This window comes from Mangrovibacterium diazotrophicum, from assembly GCF_003610535.1.
GTDB lineage: Bacteria > Bacteroidota > Bacteroidia > Bacteroidales > Prolixibacteraceae > Mangrovibacterium > Mangrovibacterium diazotrophicum.
On sequence record NZ_RAPN01000001.1, the window covers coordinates 2,585,824 to 2,607,469 of the forward strand.

Genomic DNA, 21,646 nt, shown 5'->3' on the forward strand with positions numbered 1-21,646 from the left:
AAGTTGAGTATTTGCACTTCGGAAATTATATCTTTGTCAGCGTTTTAGAAAAACAGGAATTTTGATCGACCAAGGGCGTAAAATATACTTCATTTCCGACGTACACCTGGGAGCGCCGGCGTTAAACAACAACGCAGAGCGTGAACGTCTGTTTGTCCAATGGCTGGACGAAATAAAAGACGACGCAGCTATGCTGTTTCTCATGGGCGACATCTTCGACTACTGGTTCGAATACAAAAAAGTTGTACCGCGCGGGTTCACCCGTTCCTTGGGGAAAATAGCGGAGATCGCCGATTCCGGCATCCCTGTTCACTTCTTTACAGGTAACCACGACATATGGGTGTTCGACTATTTACCGAGCGAATTGGGAATCCAGGTGCACTACACGGAGATGCATGTCACGCTGGGCAATAAGAAGTTCTTCCTGGCTCACGGCGATGGCTTGGATCCATTTGATACCGGCTACCATTTTCTGAAGAAGGTGTTCACCAACCGTTTCTTCCAATGGATGTTTGCACGACTTCATCCCAACTTCGGAATTAAGATTGCGCACGGCTGGTCGAAGAAAAGCCGGTTGGACAAAGGTATGGGTGACGAATTTAAAGGTCCGGAAAAGGAAGGCCTCTATGTTTTTGCCAATAGTGTCCTTGAAAAAGAAGAGTTTGACTATTTTATTTTCGGACATCGACATTTGTTGCTAGATTTGCCGATTGGAAATCACAGCCGTTACATCAATCTGGGTGACTGGATTAATCATTTCTCGTACGGTGTTTTTGATGGTGAAAAATTTGAATTAAAGAGATATAAAAAATAAGGATTTGCTGGTGCAGATTTGAAAGTTATGACAATGAAATTATACACTAAAATTATCGGAACAGGTCGTTGTATTCCGCCGAAAGTAGTCAAAAATGACTACTTCTTGGATTACGAGTTTTTCGACCCTTCCTCCAAAAAACTTTTCGACAAAACCAACGAAGAAATTGTCACGAAGTTTCAGGAAATTACCAATATTGTCGAACGCCGCTGGCTGGGCGACAACCAGATCAATTCGGATCTGGCAACGATGGCTGTGAAAGATGCCTGCGATTCGTCAGGTATTGATCCGGAAACGCTTGACTTCATTGTTTTTGCTCACAACTTTGGCGACATTCACCCAAACCAAACCTGCATCGATACGCTGCCGGGCTTGGCCAACCGTGTGAAAAAGAACCTCGACATCAAAAATCCGGGCTGTATTTGCCACGACGTGATTTCGGGTTGCCCGGGATGGACACAAGGGATGATCGTTGCTGACGCGTACATCCGAAGTGAAACTTTCAAACGCGGTGTGGTCATCGGTTCTGACACCCTTTCACGTGTTTCGGATCCGCACGACCGCGATAGCATGATCTTCTCGGATGGTGCCGGTGCAACCATTGTTGAAGGTATTTGGAGCGAAGAGCCGGTTGGTATTTTGGCGCACTCAAGCCGTTCGGATTGTAATCCGTATGTCAACTTGCTGACTTTCGGCAAATCACTGAATCCCGATTTTAAAGGTGAAGACCTCTACATTAAAATGGCCGGCCACAAACTTTACGTTTATGCGTTGAGCCATGTTCCGGGTGTTGTAAAAGCCAGCATCGACAAAGCAGGCCTGCACCTGAGCGACATCAAAAAGGTGTTGATTCACCAAGCCAACGAAAAAATGGACGAAGCCATTTTGAAGGGCGTATTCAAACTTTACGGCGAGAAAAATATCCCGAAAGGCATTATGCCAATGAGTATTGAAAAGTTGGGGAACTCGTCAACTGCAACTGTTCCGACCCTGCTCGACCTGATTGTAAAAGGTGACATGGAAGGCCAGGAAATCAACAAAGGTGATTACGTTATTCTTTGCTCTGTTGGAGCGGGAATGAACATCAATTCGATTGTATACAAGTGGGCCTAAGCTGTCCATTCATAAAATAAAAAAGAGGCTATCCAATCGGATAGCCTCTTTTGCTTTATATCTGTTTAGCGTCTTCCGCGGAAAGTCGGTTTTCGGCTACTGCGATTGCCATTGTTGTTGCTATTTCCACTACTAGTACCGTTATTGCTTCGATTACTATTATTGTTCCGGTTGTTGCCATGACTACCGTTACGATCGCGGTTTTGTCCACCTGAATTGGTACGCGGAGCACCGAAGTTACCGGATTTGTTTTTCTTTACCGGAGCTTTCACCACAAATTCTTCTTCCTCATCATCCGGGAAAGGATGATCTTCGATAACCGGAATTTGCTGGCTGATGAACCGCTGAATATCTCTCAGATAAGCACGTTCCTCAACATCGCAAAACGACATAGCCGAACCACTTGAAACCGCACGTCCGGTACGGCCAATCCGGTGCACGTAGGTTTCCGGAATGTTGGGCAAATCGAAATTGATAACCAGCGACAACTGATCGATATCGATACCACGAGCGGCAATATCGGTTGCCAGCAACACTTTAATCCGCCCGTCCTTGAAATTATTCAACGCGTTTTGGCGGGCATTTTGCGACTTGTTCCCATGAATAGCAGCCGATGCAATACCGGCCTTATCCAACGCACGAACGACTTTATCCGCACCGTGTTTGGTTCTTGTAAACACAATCACCGAGTCGTAACTCACCGTGTTCAGCAAATGAAGCAGCAGCTGCGGCTTCCATTTTTTACTCACAAAAAACAAGGATTGCTCCACGCGCTCGGCGGTCGTCTGCTCGGGTTTAATGACCACCTTCTCCGGGTTTACCCCCAAAATTTTGCCCGACAACTCAACAATAGCCGGAGGCATAGTTGCCGAAAAGAACAACGACTGGCGTTCGAAAGGCAACAAGCCGATTAATTTACGGATGTCGTGTATGAAACCCATGTCGAGCATGCGGTCTGCTTCATCCAAAACAAAATGGGCAATACTTTTCACGTTGATGAATCCTTGATCCATCAGGTCAAGTAGGCGTCCGGGGGTGGCAATCAAAATATCCACACCTCTGCGTAACGCTTGTACTTGTGGTTCTTGTTTAACCCCTCCGAATATAACGGCATTCCGAAGTCCCAGGTATTTCCCGTAGTTATCGAAACTCTCAGCTATCTGAATCGCCAACTCCCTTGTCGGTGTAACAACCAATGCCTTAACCTTACGCGGCCCCTTGCTTTGCGACCTGTTCAAATGAAGCTGTTGCAAAATAGGAATCGCGAACGCTGCCGTTTTACCAGTCCCGGTTTGGGCCGATGCCAGCAGGTCTTTTCCGTTAAGTAGTTTAGGTATTGATTGCTCCTGAATCGGAGTTGGATTAATGTAGCCCTCTTCGTCGAGTGCTTTTTTTATGGAATCACAGATTCCTAAATCGTTAAATGTCATCTAATAAATTAAGGCCGCAAAGATAACGGAATAAATTGAATATAACTTGTTTTTACCAAATGTAGGAAAAACAACAAGCTAGCGACCGCTCGAAAGCCAATTGTGAATAGCCCGGATTGAACGTAAATTCCAGATCAAACCGTTCATCAGCGAATCGGCATTCAGCTCAAAAATAGAAGTTAGGGAAGGCGAAAAATTGGCACCTTCCCCGCTTATAGCGTTTTATTCGGTCTCACCTGCGACATACTTTTTCAACCACTGATCCTGCTCCCAAAGCACGTGCAAAATACTTTCCTTGGCAGCATAGCCGTGACTTTCCTTGGGTAGCATCACCAATCGAACAGTTGCCCCGAGTCCTTTCAATGCATTGAAATAACGTTCGCTCTGCATGGGGTAAGTGCCGGAATTATTATCAGCCTCACCGTGAATCATCAGCAAGGGATATTTCATTTTATCGGCGTGCATAAACGGCGACATTTCATAATACACTTCAGGTGCTTCCCAGTAATTACGCTCTTCACCCTGGAAGCCAAACGGAGTCAGTGTCCGGTTGTAGGCACCGCTTCGGGCAATACCTGCCGCAAAAAGGTCGGAATGTGTCAGCAAATTGGCGACCATAAACGCGCCATAACTGTGTCCTCCAACTGCCACTTTTGTGCAGTCGATATAGCCCAGGCTGTCCACTGCATCGATTGCTGCCTTTGCATTAGATACCAATTGCTCAATATACGTATCATTCGGCTCCTCGTCTCCCTCTCCTACGATCGGGAACGACGCGTCGTCCAAAACAGCGTAACCTTTGGTCAGCCATAAAATCGGCGATCCGTAGTACGGGTAGGTAAATTCATTGGGATTGCTCGTCGTTTGCCCGGCACTGGCCCGGTCCTTAAACTCGCGCGGATATGCCCACATCAACATGGGTAATTTTTTACCACTTGCCCGATCATAACCGGCCGGTAAGTACAAGGTCCCGGAAAGCTCAAGCCCATCGGCCCGCTTGTATTTGATGACTTCCTTGTAAACTCCCTCAATACTTTTAAACGGATTCTGGAAGAAGGTAATTTGCTCCGGTTTGCTTGACTTCAGCCGACGGAAAAAGTAGTTTGGATATTCTGTTGGCGACTCAATGCGGACAACCAACCGTTTCAACGCCACATCGAAATCGAGAATACTCTCCACCTTGTCTTTTAGCTCCGATTGATACAGGCGTGTTGTTGTCTTCGTTTTCAAATTCACTTTATCCAGAAAAGGAAATTGTCCCTCGGCTGTATAACCAGCACCGGTTAAAAATGCATTGTCCTTATCCAATGCCAGAATTTCCCGATTGAATTGATTCCGATTGGTCACAAATCGTCCCGGATCGCTGTATACGTCCTGGTAGTTCCGATCGAACAACACGATCGGTTGCTGCGCCGCGTCAGAAGGATTGAACACATAAGTCTTCGTATTCCGGTTATTTCTCCAATAGTCGGTGGCAATAGCAAGCTGGTCATTGCCCCAGACAATTCCACTGTAACGGTTGATTGTTTTCAACAAGCTTTTCGCTTCGTCGGAAAAAGGAGCATCAAGCTCAAAAACTTCATCCCGAAATTCCACCTCTTTCTCAGGATCTCCACCATCCAACGCAACTGCATAAATTAAACTAGCCGGCTTGTCTGCCCGCCAGCTTAAATCGCGCATACCGGCTCGGCAAGCCATAAATCCCTGCGGCAGCTCTTCCAAAAGGGGAACTTCCAATACCGTCTTCACCAATTCTCCGTCGCTGGTATAAATTGTACTAATTTCAGGGAAACGACTGTAAGGAACGATGTAAGAAAATGGCTTTTCAACCCGACTTACAAGAACGTAACCGCCATCCGGTGAAAAACGAATATTATCATACATCGCTGTTGGCAACCACTTTGTTTCGGTACCATCCAAATCGACTTTTACAATTTCCGACAAAGCCAGTTGCTCGAAATTGAATTCATCATTCGGATTTTTCAGCAGATCCTGATAAGTGCGGTTTTGTGCTTTCTGCCCTTCATTTTCAGAAACCGTCGGTCCTGTTGGAACAACAAGCTTAGTATCGATCAATGGCTTCCGATCCGAGGGAACCGTTTTTAAAAGCAGCGCGTGGCTATCAGCAAACCAATTAATCACATCTCCCAAATTGGCATTCACCGGAAGTGTACTGAGCTGCTTCGCTGTTGCTGACTGAACATCCAACAACCAAAGCGTAACAACATCGTCGCCGGTATTGGTAAAAGCGATGTAGTGTTGATCCGGTGACCACACAAAATTTGTAAGGCGTGCATCCTCAGGCAGCCCCTCAACATCCCTGACCGCTTGATCCTTCCCGACTAAATGCTGAACTTTCAAATTATTGTAGTAGGTAACCCGACTTCCGATATTCGTTTTCGGATTAATGCGCAAGCCCGCTAAGCGCAATTCTTCTTCTGATAATTCTTTTATTGACTTGTAACTGTCGCGGTAACGAAATACAATCCATTCCCGTTCGTTGTCCATTGACACGAGAGGAGCCCGTGGAACATCAATCAAATCCAGAATTGCTTTGTCCGGTTTTTGATAACTTATATCTTCCTGTGCCTGAACCGCAACACAGAGAATCACAAAGAATAGTAGCAAAAATGTTTTCATTAATTATTGTTTTTTGAATTCATAGGATAATATCTTTTCAGAAATTGTCGCCTCTCAAAAGACCAAAACACGAATTAGACAACAACCAAAAAGCTAGATTGGACGAATCCTCACATAAATAAAGACACACTTTGCATGAAAAAGGGACAGATTTGTCAAAAAATTACCATCGAATTCTTTCAATTCCCTTTTCTGTCAGAAATTCGTTGGCTCTGCTGAAGTGTTTATTGCCGAAAAAACCACGGCTAGCCGATAGTGGCGAAGGGTGAACAGATGTCAATACCAGATGTTTGTTGCGGTCGATAAATTCCCCTTTCCGGATGGCATAGCTCCCCCATAAAATAAAGACAACATTCTCTTTGGTCTCGTTGATTCGATGAATTACAGCGTCGGTGAAATCTTCCCAGCCTTTTTTCTGATGCGAGCCTGCCTGATGTGCTCGAACTGTCAGCGTTGCGTTTAAAAGTAGAACGCCTTGTTTGGCCCAATCGGTGAGATTACCCGAAGCTGGAATCGGTTTATCCACATCTCCTTTCAACTCCTTAAAAATGTTGCGCAGGCTGGGAGGAAAGTCAACCCCGTCATTCACCGAAAAACAGAGTCCGTGCGCCTGCCCCGGTCCATGATAGGGATCTTGCCCGAGGATGACCACCTTCAACTGATCGAAGGAGCACTGATCAAAGGCATTGAAGATTAGCTTTGCCGGCGGATAAACCGTGTGCGAACGATACTCCTGATGCACAAACTCGGTGAGTTTTTCAAAATACGGTTTCTCAAATTCATCGGCTAGTACAGCCTTCCAGCTTTCTTCAATTTTAACATCCATGGGCTAATTGCTTGTTTATTGCGGTGCACTAAAATAAAAGATTTGTTTGGACGAGGCAAGCAATAGGTAGCCACAAGTAAAAAGCCTGAAGCGGCAAGAGATGCCATTGGTAGTCATAATTATTTGTAGTGTAGCGTTCTGTAAGCAACAAGCGACTAGTAACCAGCAACCAGAATCACTTCACTCTTCCGGGGTTCTTCTTCACAAAGTCTCCCCAGCCTTTGTATTCAGCTTTGGCGATTGGATTTTTCATTTGCAGGTAGTGACAAACGGCCACCGCTACCGCATCGGTCGCATCCAGCTCCGGCGGAAGGTTGTCAATCTTCATGGTGTTTTTCAGGAAATAGGCAACTTGCTCTTTGGCTGCCCGTCCCATACCGGTGATTGCCTGTTTCACCTTCAGCGGTGCGTATTCAAAAACAGGAATGTCGCGCTGCAGGGCGAGTCCCATCACGATTCCCTGCGCACGTCCCAGCTTCAACATAGCCTGAATATCCTTTCCGTAGAACGGTGATTCGATGGCCAGTTCATCCGGCAAATATTCCTCAATCAGGGCCTGTGTGCGAATAAAAATATGCTTCAGCCGGAGGTAGTGATTGTCGTAACCTTTTGTTTTGACAACCCCGACATGAAGGATTTTCGGTTTATTATCTTTCACCTCAATCAAGCCATAACCCATCACCACAGTACCCGGGTCTATTCCTAAAATACGTTTTCCTTCTAAACTCATGAATTACGATTTCGATTGTCGTAGAAGCCGCCACCCAAATGGTAAACGGAGACGGACTTGCTGAATGACAATTCCTAAAAGTATAAAACTTAAACCAATAAACGTGGTTGCATAGATCGTTTCGCGCAAGATCAAATGGATAAACATCAGCGAAATGAAGGGCGACAGAAACACAAAATTCCCGGTAACTGCATTGTTTTCACTTTTATGCAACGCATAAATCCAGATAATATAGGTGATACCCAGCTCAAACATGCCGACATACACAGCCGCGCCCAACGCTTTTGCCGTCACCGGAAAATCGAAAGCGCCCGGCTCGAAGAAACTGTATCCGGCTAAAAACAGCAAGCCAAACACAAAGTTCCAAAGTAGCACAACCAGCCGATCGCGTTTATCACGGGCACTGAAAATCCAGTAAAGCGACCAGATGATACTGCTCGCCAAAGCCAAAATCGCTCCAAAAGTATTTGTCCTGGCAAAACCATCCAAACCACCTTGCGACGAAATAAACACCACACCGGCAAAGCTGCAGCAAATAGCTACCAGATTTTTCCAACTCAACTTCTGACCCAACAACGGAACCGATAGCAACGCGAGTGTTACCGGCCAAACCATATTCAGCGCCTGTGTTACCTGCGCCGGGTTCAACGAGTAGGCCTGAAACAAAACCAAGTAATACAGGAATGGATTCAGAAATCCCTGGATGGCCGACTGTGCCAATTGTACGGTCGAAACGGCACGAAACTCGGCCCATCTCCCAGTCGCCAAAACCACGATCAGGAAAAATATGAGTGACACAATGGAAGCGATAAAAATAAGCTGAAACGGGGTGTACGATTGCAAGGCCAACTTAAAGGCTGTGGCAACCGTCGACCACAAAACAACAGCCAGCAAAGCCAGCAAAATAGCAGTTTTCTGATTTTTCATTTAGTTGATGGTTTCATTTACTCGGACATCCTGCTCCGACTGCGTATCAAAATCGCCGCGAAGTTGCCGATACCAATTGCGGGCTTCCGACACATGCACACTCCCCGGGTGATCTTCCAGCAACTTGAGGTAGTACCCTTGGGCCTTTTCCGGATCATTTAGTTTGGTGCGATATAAGTTGCCCAACTCAAGCAACGCATCATCCGCGAGCAGATCCCAGGGATAATCAGCGACCAGTTGCTCTAAAAAGGAAGCAGCTTCGGTCCATTTTGCCTGCTTCTCCATGATCGACGCCTTTCGGTAGTAGATATCGTCCTGCAACGAGTGGAAAGGATATTCATTTTGCAAACTGTCGAGCACCGCCCAGGCTGACTCGGTTTGGTTGCGAAACTGAAGCAGATCGGCGCGGGCAAACATCTGCAGCGGAACACTGGTGGTATCCAGGTTCATGTTATTACCAATAAACAGCGCCAACTCCATCGCATCGTTAGCGATCAACTTGGATGTACTGGCTTTCAGCACATCCAACTGTGCCTTTGCCCAAGCCATCTCGCCCATATAATAGCCCAGCCTCGCCTTTTTCAGTTTTACCTGATCGCCCAGCTCGTTGGTCTTATTATTCTCGATAACCTGCGAGTACAACAGAATCGCTTCATAAACATCACCGGTCAACACATAAACGTCGGCGAGTTCCGTTTTCAACTCATCGATTTCAATCTGCTGCAAACGTGGCATCTTCATCCCAAACTCCAGTAATTCCACTGCCTTGTCCGCTCGGTTTAAATGAAAAGCCAGCAGATGGGCATAGTCCAAAACCAAGATCTGCGTTTCGGCAACATAACCAAGCTCTCCGAAACATTTCTCAAATTCCGCGGCTAGCTCCTCCGACGTTTTCGCACCTACAGCGCCCACCGAGAAATGACGATACAACAGATCTGCCCTAACCAGTTTTGCCTGGTAAAAATAGGGTGTTACATCTCCTTTCGAGATCAGGTAATCGTAGGCTTTCAGCGCCTCGGTATACTCGTCGTTTCGGGCTGCAATTCGCGCCAGTTCCATAATCATCGGCGACTCATCCAAGCCCCGACGATCCAGCGCTATTTGTTGGCGGAGTGCCTGCGTATAATTTTTTTCCTGCAGGAACAGCCAAATCAGCAGCCGGTTGTAGGCAATTACTGTCGGCTCCTGCTGCATGCGTTGCAAGGTCAGGGACTTTAATTTCTCCCGCAACGAATTGTCGACATCCAAACGAAAGGCGCTTTGCACCGCACTTTCCATCCGCGAAAGCGTATTCTCATCGTTCCGAATCATGTCGAGGTAGGTATCGAACATCTTCGAGTAGTTGCGCTCGAACAGGTACACCCTTCCCAATTCGTAATAGAAGTTCTCTCCGGGGATTTTCTGCGGTGCCTGCAGATAAAGCTTCTCCGCATAATCGTATGAACCCGTATTTAAATAGGCGTTCGACAAGCGGATATAATCGGCTCTTGATGCAGGCACAGCTTCCAGCGACTCTTGCAGTTTCTTCTCCGCGCCCTCATCATCCCCTTGCTTTTTCAGCAAGGTAGCCCATTGCACGTACAAAGTCGCCTGCGTTTCATCTTTACGAAGAGCCTTTTTGATTTCCTTTTCAGCAGCTTCAAAATCGCCGCTTTCGGTCAAACAAGTCAGGTACAAATCAAAATAATAGCTGCTTTTTGTATTCTGAAACAGCTCGTCATACAACACCGCCGCCTTTTCATATTCGTGCCCCTGGTAATATTTATTGGCCAGCTGCACCTTGCTCACATCGGGCACTTGTAGCTGTGCCAATGCTCCCCCTGCTCCAAACAGGAAGCACAGTGCGATGCAAATTCGAATATACATTCCGGGCATTTTCATACGTACAAAGCTAACATTCTTCGGAGATTCCGGCAGTCGTTTTCCCGAGCCTCAAGCTAAAATTACAAATTCAATTCCGGAAACAATTCGAAGAAGCTCGTTTTCCCGTAGAGACCTTCGTCATGCTGCCAAATTTCATAAAACGGAACCGAGATAAATGCCTATTTTTACGCAAAACTACCAAAGATCGATGAGTGAAGAAACACAACCGCGCCCTCGCCTGCCGCGTTGGATGAAAATGAATCTACCGAAAGGCGAAAGTTATTCGAAAGTGAAAAACCTGGTGGGCAAACACAGCCTGCACACGATATGCTCCAGCGGCAACTGCCCGAATATTGGCGAATGCTGGAACCGGGGAACAGCCACTTTCATGATTTTGGGAGAAATCTGCACCCGCAATTGTAAATTCTGCGGGGTGAAGAACGGAAAACCACTTCCACCCGATCCGGAAGAACCCGGCAGAGTAGCGGAATCGATCCGAATTATGCAATTAAAGCACGCCGTGGTCACTTCGGTTGATCGGGACGACCTGCCCGATCTGGGAGCATCCGTTTGGGTTGAAACCATCCGGCAAATAAAAGCAACAAACCCGGAGACTAAACTCGAAGTTTTGATTCCGGACTTTCAAGGGCGGCAAGAATTAGTTCGGCAAATCATCGACGCGAAACCGGAAGTGATTTCGCACAACCTCGAAACAGTGGAGCGCCTCACGCCTCAAATTCGAAGTGTGGCCAAGTACCGCCAAAGCCTCGCCGTTTTGCGAACGATTGCGGAAAGCGGCAGCGTCGCAAAATCTGGCATCATGCTGGGCTTGGGAGAAACCGAAGAAGAGGTTGTGAAAACAATGGATGACTTGAGGGATGCGGGATGCCGGGTGATGACCATTGGCCAGTACCTGGCACCAACAACCGGCCACATTCCGGTGGTGGCATACATTCAACCCGAACAATTTGAAAGATACCGAACAATTGGGCTCGAAAAGGGTTTTTCTTTCGTCGAAAGCAGTCCGCTGGTTCGCTCTAGCTACCGCGCTGAATTACATGCCGGAGGATGATGGCAAAGAGCTTGGGGAGGAGAGCAGAGGGCATAGAGCAAAGTGATCAGTCGCAGTGTTCAGTATTGAAAATGACGATCATTAGCTGCTAGTTACTTTTGAAACTTGAAATTTGGAATTTTAACGATTTATGGCACAATTTACATACGAAGACGTTGGTCTGAAAGACTATAAAGAATGCTGGGATTACCAGGAAACAATTTTGGAACAGGTACAGGCTGACAAAAAAGCGAAGAACGGCCCAACCGAAGTGAACCGCTTCCTTTTGGTTGAGCACCCACACGTTTACACGTTGGGAAAAAGCGGCGACGAGCACAACCTGCTGGTCCATGGCGATTTCCTGAAAAAGATTGAAGCGACCTTCTATAAAATCAACCGTGGTGGCGACATTACCTACCACGGACCGGGGCAACTGGTGGGCTACCCCATTATCGACCTGGAATATTACCACATCGGGGTGCGCGAATACATCGAGAAGATGGAAGACGCCATTATCGCAACCTTGGCACACTATGGCATTACCGCTGGCCGCAATCCTGGCGCTACCGGCGTTTGGCTCGACAGCGACATTCCGGCCAAAGCACGAAAAATCTGCGCCATCGGCGTGCGCGTGAGCCGCTACGTAACCATGCACGGTTTCGCTCTCAATGTAAATACCGATATGCGTTATTTCAGCTACATCAATCCTTGCGGATTCCTCACCTATGGCGTAACTTCGCTCGAACGTGAGCTTGGCCGCAAAATGGACATGGATGAAGTAAAAGCAGTTGTAATGGAGAAATTCAACGAAATCTATTGAGTTTCGAGTTCCAAGTTTCGAGTTTCGAGTTCCAAACATTTGCGACAAGAAATGACCTTTTGAAGAACAGGAAATAACCATTAATGACATTCCTTAAAAACTAAAAACCAAAATAAAATGATCGATACGGACGAATTAGACGACCAATTTGGAATTGAAGGCGAAATTGGCTTTATGGAGATGGACGGCGACCTCGTTTTCGCCAATATCTCGAATAAATATGCCGATGCCGACATCTGCCTGTACGGCGCTCATGTAACGAGCTTTCGGCCGGTGCGCACCATGGAAATGCTTTTCATGAGCCCCGACACCAATTTCGAAGAAGGTAAAGCCATTCGCGGTGGAATCCCCGTTTGCTTCCCTTGGTTTGGCCCGCACAAAACAAACAACAGCCTGCCACAACATGGTTTTGGTCGCCTGATGTATTGGGATGTTTTGGGAACAAAAAGCCTACCCAACGGAGAAACGCAACTCGATCTGATTTTAAAATCATCGGAAGCAACAAAGGCTTATTGGCCGCACGATTTTGAAGCGATCATGCATTTTACCGTTGGTGCACAGCTAACCGTATCTCTTGAAGTCCGCAATATATCGGCTGAGACATTCACTTACGGCTGCGCATTACATAGCTATTTCGTGATTTCAGACATCGCCCACATCGGAATCGAAGGCTTGCAAGGCCTGAGCTACCTGAATCAGCTGACCGACACGATGGGTAAGCAGGAAGAAGCGATATTGAAAATTGAAGAACCGCTGACCCGCCACTATCAAAATACCGAATCAGCCGTGGTACTGGCCGACGAAGGTTATCGCCGTCGGATTCGTATTGAAAAAGAAGGCAGCAAGGTGACCACTGTTTGGAATCCGGGAGCTGAAGCCTGCGTGGCCATGAGCGATATGCCCGACGATGGTTTTGCCAGCTTTGTTTGTATTGAAGCAACGGCTTCGTTCGACTATCAGATTGAATTGGCTCCGGGAACAAGCTTTCAAACGACCCAGATTTTCGGAGTTGAAGAATAATCTTAACCGGTAACAAAATGAACATTTTTGCTAAAGAAGAAATAGCCGACGCTTACGATTCGTATTACGAAACAGAGTTCGGGAAAAAGGTTGACGAACTGGAAAAGGCAGCTTTGCTGGAGGTAATAAAAGACATTCCGCGCTGCAAATTATTGGAGCTGGGCGCCGGCACCGGCCATTGGACCGAGTTTTTCGTGAACCAAGGGTTTACGGTGACTGCTACCGACGTTTCCGAAGCCATGTTTGCACATGCCCGCCAAAAACTGGTCGGCAAAGTTGAGTTTCGGAAAGCGGACATGTTGAACCTCCCCAATGAAAGTGAATCCGTCGACGCCATAGCTGTCATCGCAGCTTTGGAATTTTGCGAGGACCAAATGCAGGCTTTTGCCAACATCTACCGGGTGCTAAAGCCCAAGGGTTGGTTGATTGTCGGCTGCCTCAACGCCAATTCAACACTCGGCAAAGTCAAAAACGACGACCCGGTTTATCGCTACGGCGACTTCATGACGAAATCAGACCTGGAAACTTACCTCGAAAGTTTTGGCGAACCGACCATTTTGGAATGCGTTCACCTGTCGGACAAAATGGAAGTGCTGGACGGAACCCCTGAAGCCGCGAATGTTCCCGGAGCGTTTATGGCTGCTTGTGTTCAAAAAATCGACTAACTCGAAACAGATGCACATTACGGTTGAAATCAGCTATTACCCGCTCATGGAGCGCTACGAGGAACCGGTATTGGAACTGCTGGCACTACTGGAAAACCAGGCGGGAATTGAAATCGAAACAGGCACTATGAGCACACTACTGCGCGGCGACTTTGAACCGGTGATGGAACTTCTGAATTCGTCGATGAAAACACTCATGGAAAAACATCCATCGGTTTTCAACCTGAAGATTTCAAATTCGTGTGAACTTGCCTAGATCTTAATCAAACGAAATAGCAGCAGCAATCTTCTCCCACATACCAAAGTGCAGTTGAACGGGAACCAATGCGTCGTTGGGAGCTTCCCCCATCCGGATAACAACCAGGTTCTGACTGGGAACGACGTCGATAAACTGGCCGTTTTTACCCAAGGCCGCGAATAAGTCGGCTGGTGCAGCAGGAGCGATCGACGTGCTGATTGGTATTGTCAAACCCGGCAGGATCACCGAGCTTTTGCCATTGAGCCAGGTGAGGTAGCCATACGACAAATTCAAATCCTGCGAGGTATTGGTCATCTCCGAAAAGTAGCCCTGATCCGAAAGTAAAGTCGTTTGATCCCAGGTTCCTTTATTCAGCAGCAACAGGCCAAAGCGAGCTGCATCGCGAGCCGTGCTGTAATACACGTTGTTGTCGCCGGTTTGCAGCCAAATGCCATTCATACCGGTAGCAGCTTCCACTTCATTGTCGGTAAACGCATTGTAACTGATGCCCGCGGCAGCACTCACCACCTGTTCAATCAGCGTGTAAGCGGCGTTGTGGTAAAACCATTGTGTTCCCGCGTCGGCTTTGTACAACAGACAAGCCGGGTCGGTACAATCCAAATTATCGACCTCGTAATCCAGTCCGGTTGTCATTGTCAGCTGATGACGAATCGTAATCAGATCTTCCTTTTCCTGCGACGCGCTGGTCCAGCCTTCTCCCAAATAGTCGGAGGTTTTATCGTCGATGTCCAACAATCCTTTTTGTTGCGCAATTCCGCACAGAAAGGCCGTCAGCGTTTTTCCGGCCGAAGCCCAATACCAGATTGAAGAGGCATCGAAGTCACCGCTGTTTGTAATGGTCGATCCCCAATACTTTTCCACAGCAATTTTCCCGTTTTGCAGAATGATAAAGGCTCGGGTATTTTCGTCCTCCAGGTAAGTGTAAAGTTCGTCCAGCGCAGCTTCATCCCACCCTTGCTCTGCAGGTGTAGTTGTTTCCCATGTTGTCGAAGGTATCGGTGGAAAATATAAATCTGAGTTTTCTGCTTCGGGCGTATCGTCCGAGTTTTTACCGCATGAAACAGTGATCAGCAGTGCAAAAACAAAAAGTAAGCGCTTCATAGTCATTCCGTTTAGTTGCCACTAAAATACAAAAAAGAGGCATTGAGCCTCTCTTTTGTCATATCGGGTTGAAATTGACGTTTATCATTATGAGTCGCAAGTTGAAAGCTACAAGTATTGTCATTCAATCGTCATTTATTGTCAATCAGTAGTCATTTGTTGTAGAAAGCCCTTCATCCTGAGACTGAACACTGAGACTGAATACCGAACACTTATTGTGCTTTTACTTCCACCTTATCGGCCAGTTCGCGGGCTTCTTGTTGCAGTTGAAGTACATCGGCACCCAATTCAGCGTTCAGCACTACAACGCCCATCCGGCGATATTCGCGTGCGGCTTCCTTGCCAAACAAACGGAAATCGGCACGTGGGTTTTGGCACACCACATCCCAACCGGTGTAACTTGGGTTGATGGTTTCGATCCCCGACAGCACAACAGCGCTTGCACCTGCTTTTTCCTGACGAATTTCCGGAATCGGTAAGCCCAGCACGGCACGGCAATGCAATTCAAATTCATTCAGGTTTTGTGTTCCGCCCAAGGTCACCATACCCGTGTCGTGCGGACGCGGCGAAAGCTCACTGAACACGACGCCTTCCTTGGTGATGAAAAATTCTACTCCCCAGATTCCTGCACCGCCAAGTGCTTTGGTAACTTTTGCTGCCATCTCCTGCGCGTCTTCCTCAAATCCTTCGGGTAACACAACCGGCTGCCAGCTTTCCTGGTAGTCGCCGCGTTCCTGGCGGTGGCCAATCGGTTTGCAGAACAGTGTTTCTCCATTTTGCTGAGTTACCGTCAACAAAGTGATTTCACTCAAAAACGGCACGAAAGCTTCAACGATCACTTCACCTGCGTCGCCGCGACCTTTCTCTGCAGCGATCTTCCAGGCTTTCTCAATATCTTCTTCTGTTTTAATCGTCGACTGCCCTTTACCTGACGATGACATCAACGGCTTCACCACGCAAGGAATCCCCACTTCCCCAACGGCAGCTTTCAGCTCATCAAATGTTTTGGCATACCGGTAGTTCGCTGTCTTCAGTCCCAACTCTTTAGCAGCCAAGTCGCGAATGGCTTTGCGATTCATCGTAAAATTAGCTGCCTTGGCTGACGGCACCACGCGGATTCCGGCTTTCTCGTAGTCGTAAAAGCGCTCGGTTCGGATGGCTTCAATCTCCGGAACAATCAAATCCGGTTGATGCTTTTCAACAATCCGATCCAACTCGGCGCCGTCAAGCATATTAATCACTTCGCATCCATCAGCCACCTGCATGGCCGGAGCGCCGGCATAACTATCGACTGCAATTACTGTTTGCCCCCAACGCTGTGCAGCAATTACAAACTCTTTTCCTAATTCGCCGGAACCCAGCAACATAATTTTCTTTTGCATACCCTTTTTGATCTTTTTTTTGAAAGGCACAAAGTTAAGATTTTCCCTCACATATGGCCGGTTCCTCAACCGATGGCTGGACTAAAAAATATAGCGTTCTTCTTTCCACATTCCATCCCCGGGTGCACCCGAAAAGTATAGTTGATAAAATCAACCAATATTATTTAAACATTAATCTCGTACCCGATGTCACACCACCGTAATTCCTGATTTTCTAACTTCGCTGTCAGAAACAGAAAACAACTCTATGAAAACAATTAATTACCATCTCCGGAGGGGACTGGTCTGTTGTACCATACTCCTACTTCTCAGCTCCTGTGAGCTTTTCGAGTACCATCCGTACGATACCCAAAACTTTAGCGCAACCGACGTAAATGCCACTAATATTGCAGAAATTGAGCTGCAGAACAATCATTCGGACACGCTCCACTTTGTCTTCACCGGGGATACGCAACGCTATTACGATGAGACCGAAGAATTCGTTGATAATGTCAACAAACGAGATGATATTGACTTCGTTATTCACGGAGGTGACATAACCGACTTTGGTCTCAGTAAAGAATACAAGTGGATGTACGACATTCTCAACAAGCTTGATGTTCCCTTCGTAACTGTCATCGGAAACCACGATGTTTTGGGACATGGCAAAGATGTCTACCTGGAAGTTTTCGGCGACTATAATTTCTCTTTTATCTCACACCGCACACGTTTCATTTGCCTAAACACCAACGCGCTCGAATTCGATTACGCAACAGCTGTTCCTGACTTCGATTACATGTCCGGTTTTCTGAACGACTCAGCTGATGTTGACCAGACTATCGTCGTCATGCATGCCCCTCCTAACAGCACCGAATTCAATAACAATGCTTCCCCGATGTTCAATTACATTATCGAACGTTACAAGAATGTGAGGTTTTGCATACACGGTCACAACCACAAGTTCGAAATAAACGACTTTTTTGACAACGGCATTCTGTATTATGGCTGTGAAGACATTTCGCGAAGAAGCTACCTGGTCTTCACCGTCACCCCCGACTCTTACAGCTACACTCTTGAACAATTTTAATCGAGGCCTTTCATGAAAACAACAATAATAACAGTTCTTCTAAGTCTGCTTAGCTTTCATTCAAGTTTTGCCGAAAACATTCAGGAATATTTTGACCGGGAAAACCGGAAAACGCAAAAAGAAGAACGCATCAGAAACCGATGGGCAAGCCTCATTCCAAAACAAAACAAGTTACAGTTCGCTGGTTCGATGGGAATGCTGTCCGGCTCATTCGGATGGTACTATGGTAAAAAGAACCAGTGGGAAACAGACCTTTTTTTAGGATTTATTCCTAAAATGAACCGTCAGGACGGACACGTGACAATTACTTTAAAAGAAACATACACACCTTGGCGTATTCAACTGAACGATGATTTCAGTTACGAACCGCTAACAACGGGCTTATATATCAACAAAATCTTCGGGGAATACTTTTGGAATAACCTGCCCGAGAGGTATCCGGAGGGCTACTATTTTTGGGCAGTAAACACTCGATTCAACATATTCGTAGGGCAAGCTGTAACGGTAAAGCTGAACAAGTCGCCGCTTTTCGGGAAGGAACTGTCATTTTACTACGAGTTTAGCACGAACGATCTTTACCTGATCAGTGCCATTGGCAACCAAAGCATACGCCCCTGGGATATTATCGGTTTATCATTAGGTATTCGGTACCGGGTATTTTAAACGGACTGTTTCAATTGTGCACATTTACACCTGTGAAATTTACTTAAAGAGAAGGGGAATGATTATGGATTTGTTCCCTTCCTTTTAATCGGAATCCAAATTTCTTCCTCTGAGTCCGGGTGATTGTTCCGGTACTTCTCACCCAGGATTTCGAAATGGGGGCGATCATCCAACTCGTAAGCCGAAGCTGGCAACCATTCACCAAAAATCCAGGCGAAAACGCGCGGAGCATCCGCTGAAGATCCGTTGTAATGGAACACAACGTAAAGTCCGGCGGGTAGAATGATCTTCTCCATTCCTTCGGGAATGAGCGAACTTTCAGACACGCAAACAGCTGCCCATTTCTTAAATTCCTGTTCCGGGTGGAAGCTTTCGAAAAACGTCGGAGGATAGATCTGAACAGAATACCGCTCAGCTCCAATTGTAGCAGCTATTTCATTTCGACGGGACATAAATCGCTGCCACAACTCACCCGTTCGGTTGTTTGCAAACGACATCGTCAAGCCCAGACCGACCAATGTTGTTTCGGGTAGCATTTCAATTCGGTGCTCCATCATACCGGGTTCTTTTGATCAGGATATGCCCTCAGCAAATGGTCCGCCGCCTGCAGTACTTTCAATTTCAGCGGTGCCGGGAACTGCGGGTTTGCACGCAAGAAATCACGGACTGCCTCTGCCGCTTCTGCACTGCGATGCCCGCCTAATAGCTGGTTGACCCAGTTGTAGGGGAAGAAGATGTCGCCCGTCTGCTGGATTTCCGGCAGAAGCTCCAAGGCCGGACGAATGTACTTTTCGCGTCCTTCCGCAAATTCAACACTATTCAGAAGTCCGAGCGATGTCTGAACCCAAGGTTCGTGCTCCCGGTTTTCCGCTTTTGCAAACGAATTGAAAACACTATCGCGAACAGCCTCATCAGCGGAAACCGCCGGACGGATAAATTGGAAACGTGCTTTCAGATCCGGGTTATCCAAACGTGCTTCCTGCTCGTCCAAAATTGCATCAGCCTGCTGCGGAATATGTGCCGCTAAAACCAGAGAAAGGTTGGTAAGCTGTGTCGCCGTTAGCGCATTCGCTTGCAGGTACTGTTTTTTCCATCCGTCGTATAAAGTGGCCATTCCCTTTTCGGAACGGAAAACCGATATCGCCGCATTGCAAAGCGCATTTGCGTGATCCGCGTGAATTTTCAATTGCGTTGAAATCAGGCCTTCTATTTTGGATTGCAGTGCTTCTTGTTGTGCCTCATTTAAGTTGTATTGATAACAAGCCGACAAATACGAGAGCATGCGCTCGTAGAGCACCGCGTCGCTTTCGTTCGGCAAATTATTGATGATTGCTTCGGCAAAAGCTACTGGTTCCATGTTTCCTTCCAACATGTTTTCGCGCAAATCGATCCACCCTCCAGCCCGCACCAAAACGTCCGGGACTTCGGACAAATGTTGACTGAAAAAGTCCTGTGTTTGAGGATCGATCCGGATGAAACCGTACGCTTTCCCGTTTCCGTTTAAGTACAACCACTCTGGCTTGCCCCCGGTGAAGAGATTCGTAAAACGAATGTCGGCACTATCCAATTCTATTTTTGCCTGGTGCAAGCTATCATTAACTGACCAAACGATTTCAAGCTCTTGCTGCCAGATTCGGTTTTTTCCGGCCGGGTCCTGCAGCTGAACGAGCAAATCGTCTCCTTCAACAGTAGCCGTCAAGGTAGGGCGGCCAGCTTCTTCAACCCACACCTTCGACCATTGGCTTAAACTTCCATCAGTATCCAATATCGAAATGAGTTCGTTCCAACCCGCATTACCGTAACTGTAATCCTTCAAATAGGTCTGCAATCCTTTTTGCAGCGCGTCTTTCCCGATTCGATCCTCCAGCATACGCATCACCACCGGCGCCTTGTGATAAATAATCGAGCCATACAAGGTACCGGCGTCCTTTAGGTTTGAGAGCGGCTGCGTTATCGGGTTGGTGCCGCCTGTGCGATCAACCGAATAGGCATCGGCATAGTGCGCCATCAGAAACAACAGATCCTGGTTGAAATCGGGAAACAAAGGCGAAGTCACTTTATCGGCGATGAAGTTCGCATAAACTTCCTTCAGCCAAACCTCGTCGAACCAAGGCATGGTCACCAAATCGCCAAACCACATGTGCGATGTTTCGTGCGCAATCAGGTTTGCGCGGTTTAGTAATTCGCGGGGCGTTGGCTTGCCCTCCAAAAACATGCGCAGGTCGCTGTAAAGTGTCACTCCGGGATGCTCCATTCCGCCATATTGAAACGAAGGAATAGCGACCAGGTCGTATTTGGCAAACGGGTACGGAATACCCGTGTATGACTCAATGCTATCGACTGACAGAAACAACAGGTTGAAAATATCGTCGAGATTATTTTCGAGTTTCGCGGGGCTGTTTTCCCGGTGATACAGGGTATATGCTCGCCCATTGTGCTCGCGCGAAACCGCTTCAAACTTACCCGCGACAAAAGCAAACAGGTAGGTTGGTAAAGGTTGCGTTTGTGCAAAAACGTGCTTCGTAAATTCCCCTTCCGGCTCCGCTTTTTCCTCCGGACCATTACCAACGGCTTTCCAATCGTTCGGCACAGTCAGCTCCAGTGAAAACTTCCCTTTTAAGTTCGGCTGATCAAAGCAAGGGAAAGCGGTTGACGCGCGATCCGGCACAAACAAGGTGTACAGGTAATCATCGTTTCGATTCAGGGATTGATTTGGAGAGGTAAACTGAATCACAATCTTATTCTCTCCTTTTTTCAAATAGCTGGAGTCGACAATTACATGTTGCAATTCCCAGCGAACCGGTATTTTCTCGCCGTTGGCAACCACCGAATGCACAATCGCTCCATCGCCTTTAAAATCAAACTGCAAATCCTGACCGACATCGTCCAATTGAAAAGTAGCCTCAACGTTGCCACGAATTTTTTCTTCCCGCGATGCCGGAATCTGAAACGAAAGTTGATAAAAAAGCTCGTCGATATGCTCATGGCGCCAGTTCGCCAGATCTTCGGAGATTCCCATTTGCACCGGCATAGGTTGTTGCTGACAGGCCATAGCTAAAAGTAATAAAATGGAGAGGTATCGATACATGCACGAAGTATTTACTGTTTTGCCCGAAAATAGACTGACTGGCTTGAATAAACAAATAATTCCACATGGGAAAATCTGTTTTTCTCCGAACAACCAAAATTGGCGACAAAAAAAGAATGATGCCTCCGAAGAAACACCATTCTCGTTCCAAATAACTATACTACTAAACTAACTATTCCCAACCCATT

Annotated in this window: 19 protein-coding genes; 9 read left to right on the forward strand and 10 right to left on the reverse strand. The window is 47.0% G+C overall.

All coding sequences use genetic code 11. The features are described 5' to 3' along the window. Positions 1-61 precede the first annotated feature (61 nt). Both BC643_RS10245 and BC643_RS10250 read left to right on the forward strand, forming a co-directional pair. Positions 62-814 (forward strand): UDP-2,3-diacylglucosamine diphosphatase, encoded by a 753-nt coding sequence (locus BC643_RS10245; protein WP_245994911.1) that lies wholly within the window; start codon positions 62-64, stop codon positions 812-814. A gap of 33 nt (positions 815-847) precedes the next feature. Continuing rightward, positions 848-1,927, forward strand: coding sequence for a 3-oxoacyl-ACP synthase III family protein (locus BC643_RS10250; RefSeq protein ID WP_120272998.1), 1,080 nt, complete (start codon positions 848-850; stop codon positions 1,925-1,927). Between the two features lie 65 nt (positions 1,928-1,992). On the opposite strand, the gene BC643_RS10255 is transcribed toward BC643_RS10250, so the two are convergent. From BC643_RS10255 to BC643_RS10280, 6 genes are all read right to left on the reverse strand, one after another. Then, complete coding sequence (locus BC643_RS10255) at positions 1,993-3,357, reverse strand: DEAD/DEAH box helicase (protein WP_120272999.1); 1,365 nt, start codon at positions 3,355-3,357, stop codon at positions 1,993-1,995. A gap of 222 nt (positions 3,358-3,579) precedes the next feature. Beyond that, on the reverse strand, positions 3,580-5,997 hold the full coding sequence (locus tag BC643_RS10260) for an alpha/beta hydrolase family protein (RefSeq protein WP_120273000.1): 2,418 nt from the start codon (positions 5,995-5,997) through the stop codon (positions 3,580-3,582). Between the two features lie 163 nt (positions 5,998-6,160). After that, positions 6,161-6,823: a uracil-DNA glycosylase gene (gene ung, locus BC643_RS10265; protein ID WP_120273001.1), complete on the reverse strand. Its 663-nt coding sequence runs from the start codon at positions 6,821-6,823 to the stop codon at positions 6,161-6,163. A gap of 175 nt (positions 6,824-6,998) precedes the next feature. Continuing rightward, positions 6,999-7,553 carry a crossover junction endodeoxyribonuclease RuvC gene (gene ruvC, locus BC643_RS10270; RefSeq protein ID WP_120273002.1) on the reverse strand — a complete coding sequence of 185 codons (555 nt, stop codon included), beginning with the start codon at positions 7,551-7,553 and terminating at the stop codon, positions 6,999-7,001. 3 nt (positions 7,554-7,556) lie between these two features. Further along, a complete protein-coding gene (locus tag BC643_RS10275) occupies positions 7,557-8,480 on the reverse strand; it encodes a DMT family transporter (protein WP_120273003.1) in 924 nt (307 codons plus the stop codon). Next, positions 8,481-10,346, reverse strand: a complete 1,866-nt coding sequence (locus BC643_RS10280) for a tetratricopeptide repeat protein (RefSeq protein ID WP_170154520.1) — start codon at positions 10,344-10,346, stop codon at positions 8,481-8,483. 172 nt (positions 10,347-10,518) lie between these two features. Between BC643_RS10280 and lipA the strand changes: the two genes are divergently transcribed. The 5 genes from lipA to BC643_RS10305 all read left to right on the forward strand — a co-directional run bounded on the left by lipA (position 10,519) and on the right by BC643_RS10305 (position 14,155). Next, positions 10,519-11,415, forward strand: a complete 897-nt coding sequence (gene lipA, locus BC643_RS10285) for a lipoyl synthase (RefSeq protein WP_120273005.1) — start codon at positions 10,519-10,521, stop codon at positions 11,413-11,415. 130 nt (positions 11,416-11,545) lie between these two features. Further along, positions 11,546-12,214 carry a lipoyl(octanoyl) transferase LipB gene (gene lipB, locus BC643_RS10290; protein WP_120273006.1) on the forward strand — a complete coding sequence of 223 codons (669 nt, stop codon included), beginning with the start codon at positions 11,546-11,548 and terminating at the stop codon, positions 12,212-12,214. Between the two features lie 117 nt (positions 12,215-12,331). Further along, a complete protein-coding gene (locus BC643_RS10295) occupies positions 12,332-13,234 on the forward strand; it encodes a D-hexose-6-phosphate mutarotase (RefSeq protein WP_120273007.1) in 903 nt (300 codons plus the stop codon). A gap of 17 nt (positions 13,235-13,251) precedes the next feature. Next, on the forward strand, positions 13,252-13,899 hold the full coding sequence (locus BC643_RS10300; RefSeq protein ID WP_120273008.1) for a class I SAM-dependent methyltransferase: 648 nt from the start codon (positions 13,252-13,254) through the stop codon (positions 13,897-13,899). A gap of 10 nt (positions 13,900-13,909) precedes the next feature. Continuing rightward, entirely contained in the window at positions 13,910-14,155 is a 246-nt protein-coding gene (locus tag BC643_RS10305) for a hypothetical protein (RefSeq protein WP_170154521.1), read from the forward strand. Positions 14,156-14,158: 3 nt separating this feature from the next. Here BC643_RS10305 and BC643_RS10310 read toward each other — a convergent pair whose 3' ends face one another. Together BC643_RS10310 and purT are read right to left on the reverse strand one after the other, a co-directional pair. After that, on the reverse strand, positions 14,159-15,259 hold the full coding sequence (locus tag BC643_RS10310) for a serine hydrolase domain-containing protein (RefSeq protein ID WP_120273010.1): 1,101 nt from the start codon (positions 15,257-15,259) through the stop codon (positions 14,159-14,161). Between the two features lie 212 nt (positions 15,260-15,471). Next, the gene (gene purT / locus BC643_RS10315) at positions 15,472-16,641 is read right to left on the reverse strand and encodes a formate-dependent phosphoribosylglycinamide formyltransferase (RefSeq protein WP_120274232.1); all 1,170 of its coding nucleotides are present in this window, start codon (positions 16,639-16,641) and stop codon (positions 15,472-15,474) included. Positions 16,642-16,888: 247 nt separating this feature from the next. Here purT and BC643_RS10320 point away from each other — a divergent pair, with 247 nt between their 5' ends. Together BC643_RS10320 and BC643_RS10325 are read left to right on the forward strand one after the other, a co-directional pair. Next, positions 16,889-17,707 (forward strand): metallophosphoesterase family protein, encoded by an 819-nt coding sequence (locus BC643_RS10320; RefSeq protein ID WP_120273011.1) that lies wholly within the window; start codon positions 16,889-16,891, stop codon positions 17,705-17,707. Between the two features lie 12 nt (positions 17,708-17,719). Continuing rightward, positions 17,720-18,370, forward strand: coding sequence for a hypothetical protein (locus tag BC643_RS10325; RefSeq protein WP_120273012.1), 651 nt, complete (start codon positions 17,720-17,722; stop codon positions 18,368-18,370). A gap of 62 nt (positions 18,371-18,432) precedes the next feature. Here BC643_RS10325 and BC643_RS10330 read toward each other — a convergent pair whose 3' ends face one another. Beyond that, on the reverse strand, positions 18,433-18,927 hold the full coding sequence (locus tag BC643_RS10330; RefSeq protein WP_211338034.1) for a GyrI-like domain-containing protein: 495 nt from the start codon (positions 18,925-18,927) through the stop codon (positions 18,433-18,435). After that, positions 18,924-21,458, reverse strand: a complete 2,535-nt coding sequence (locus BC643_RS10335; RefSeq protein WP_120273013.1) for a M1 family metallopeptidase — start codon at positions 21,456-21,458, stop codon at positions 18,924-18,926. Before BC643_RS10335 ends, BC643_RS10330 begins: the two co-directional genes overlap by 4 nt. Positions 21,459-21,646 lie beyond the last annotated feature (188 nt).